This is a genomic window from Tsukamurella spumae (assembly GCF_012396015.1).
GTDB lineage: Bacteria > Actinomycetota > Actinomycetes > Mycobacteriales > Mycobacteriaceae > Tsukamurella > Tsukamurella spumae.
On sequence record NZ_JAAXOQ010000064.1, the window covers coordinates 1 to 2618 of the forward strand.

2 protein-coding genes are annotated in these 2618 nt (G+C 66.5%); both read left to right on the plus strand.

Annotated elements, in window-relative coordinates; all coding sequences use genetic code 11:
• Nucleotides 1-145 precede the first annotated feature (145 nt).
• Complete coding sequence (gene istA / locus HF999_RS22020) at nt 146-1747, plus strand: IS21 family transposase (RefSeq protein ID WP_006898358.1); 1602 nt, start codon at nt 146-148, stop codon at nt 1745-1747.
• A complete protein-coding gene (locus HF999_RS22025; protein ID WP_006898359.1) occupies nt 1747-2514 on the plus strand; it encodes an ATP-binding protein in 768 nt (255 codons plus the stop codon). Before istA ends, HF999_RS22025 begins: the two co-directional genes overlap by 1 nt.
• The last annotated feature ends 104 nt before the right edge of the window (nt 2515-2618 follow it).

Sequence of the window (2618 nt, forward strand, 5' to 3'; positions counted from 1 at the left end):
TGGCAGATAGGGCTAGTGGGTACGCCTAGTCCGGCGATCCGGTACTTCGATTCCGGCGACTCGGTACTCCTTAGGGCGGGCGGGGTGGTCTGCTCGGGGTGAGGCGGCGCGACTGCGCCGCTTCTTCCTATTTGAGGAGGCTGATGTGGCCGAGTACAAGGCCATCATGACGTTGGCGCTGGCCGGGCATAGCTACAGCGAGATCGTCGCCGCCGTCGGGTGTTCGCGTCGGGAGATCGCGGCGGTGAAGAAGACGATCACCGCGTACGGCATCACCGCCGGCCAAGCGTCGTCGATGAACCCGGCCGAGATCGCCGGGATGTTCCCCGACGGGCGCAAACGCGTCTCGGAGGACTACACCAAGCCCGATTTTGATCGGGTGCTGGCGTCGATGAAGTTCAACCGGCACTTCACCATCCAGCAGGCCTGGGGCAAATATCTCGCGGACCCCGTCGGGGCCGGGAAGAAGTACGGGTACTCCCAGTACTGCGCCCTGTTCGCCGACCACGCCCGCATCAAGGACGTCGTGGCCACGCTGCATCACGAACCCGGCAGGACGATGCTGGTCGACTGGGCCGGCGACACCCTCGAGGTCCTCGACGCGGTCACCGGTGAGGTCACCAAGCTGTACTTGTTCGTGGCGGTGCTGCCGTACTCCGGTGCGGTGTTCTGTCGCGGTTTTACGGATATGAAGTCCCCGTCGTGGATCGACGCTCACGTCGCAGCGTTCGACTTCTTCGGCGGGACGCCGCAGATGGTGGTGCCCGACAACCCGACCACCGCCACCCACCGGCAGGCCAAGGGCGAGGCGGCCAGGGCTGTCAACGTCCGCTACCAGCAACTGGCCGACCACTACGGCACCGCGATCGTGCCGGCGCGGGTCCGCAAACCCCGCGACAAAGCGGCCGTGGAGTCAGCAGTGGAAGTGGTCAACAAGCGCGTGATCGGCTACCTCGCCGAGGAGGTGTGGACCACCGTCGAGGCCCTGAACGCGGCGATTGATGACCGCGTCGCCGAGATCAACACCCAGATTCGCCGGGCTGACGGTACGACACGGTGGGAGCGATTCGAGTCCGATGAGGCGCCGCTGCTGGCGGTGCTGCCAGACGACGGGTTCGCCACGGTGGAGTGGAAGCAGCTCAAGGTCGGACGGAACTATCACGTCTCCTGCGATTCGCAGTACTACTCGGTGCCGTACACCTTCGCCGGTCAACTGCTGCGAGTCCGGTTGACCGCGCAGTCGGTGACGCTCTTCGACGGTGACCAGGTCGTCTGCGAGCACCCACGGCGCCACGGCCGCAAAGGCCAGTACTCGACCGTGCTCGCTCACGCCCCGAAGGAGCACCAGGGTATCGACGGTCTGTGGTCCCGGCAGTGGTTCACCGACCGTGCCCGCGGGTTCGGCCCCGCCACTGAGCAGGTGATCGCCCAGATCCTTGATCGTCACGTGATCGAGGCGCAGGGCTATCTGGACTGCCAGAACATCCTCGAAACTCTCGGCAAGCGCAGTCGCCAGCGGCTCGAGGCAGCCTGCCAGGTACTGCTCAACCAGAACAGTGCCGGTAGCTACAGCGTGCTCAAACGCGTCATGGCGAGCATCGACTCCGACCACAAGGCGCCCCGGCCCGTGGTCCCGGCGGCGGCCACACGAAAACCGCCGCCACCGGCCGGGGCCCGAGACGACGGCGCGATTCAAGTCCGCTCGGCCGATCACTATGCGCGCGGCCGCAGCGGGGAGGGCGTGTGATGTTCACCGAGATCGATCACCAGAAGTTCCGCAACCTACGCATCACGCACGTGGCGACCCGGTTCGAGGAGCTCATCAGCGATGAGGCCAATGACGAGCTCACCCCGGAGCAGATCTTCCTCACCGCCGTCGACGACGCCCTAGACCAGCGCCAAGCCCACCGGATCGACAAGCTGATCCGCGCCGCGAAGTTCCCGATCCCGCAGGCCTCGATCGCGGAGATCAACTACCAGGAAGGACGCGGGATCACCCCGGTGCGGATGAAACGCTACGCCGGGCACCACTGGCGCCAAGACCCCACCAACCTGCTGGTCCTCTCACCGACCGGCGGCGGGAAAACCTACCTGGCCTGCGCGATCGGCATCGCCGCCTGCCAGAACGGGCACACCGTCACCTACGCCCGCATGGACGAACTCGCCCGGCGGCTGGTCATCGCCCGCGGCGACGGCATCCGCCACCAAAAAATGCTCAACGACCTGTCGGACGTGGAACTGCTGATCATCGACGACTTCCTCACCGTGGGCATCGACCCCGAGGCCGCGAACGACCTGTTCGCCGTGCTGGCCAACCGGGAGCACCGGCTGCCGACGATGATCGCCTCACAATCCCGACCGGCGTACTGGCTCGAGGCCCTACCTGACCGGGTGGCCGCGGACTCCATCGTCAACCGGCTGGCCAACAACGCCCGCGAGATCAACCTCGGCGAAGTCGACATGCGACGCCAACGCGACGACCAAGCCCGGGCGACCACCGGCTACTGGGAGTAACCCCCGACGGTGCCGGCCCGCCTCACGCGCGGGCCGGTTCCGGGTCGCCGGAACAGCGGTACCAACTCGCCGGACCCGCGGTACCGACAAGCCCTATCTGCCAC

Coding starts and splice junctions, on each gene's coding strand:
- HF999_RS22025 (WP_006898359.1), top strand. CDS start 1,747: ATGTTCACCGAGATCGATCACCAGAAGTTCCGCAACCTACGCATCACG.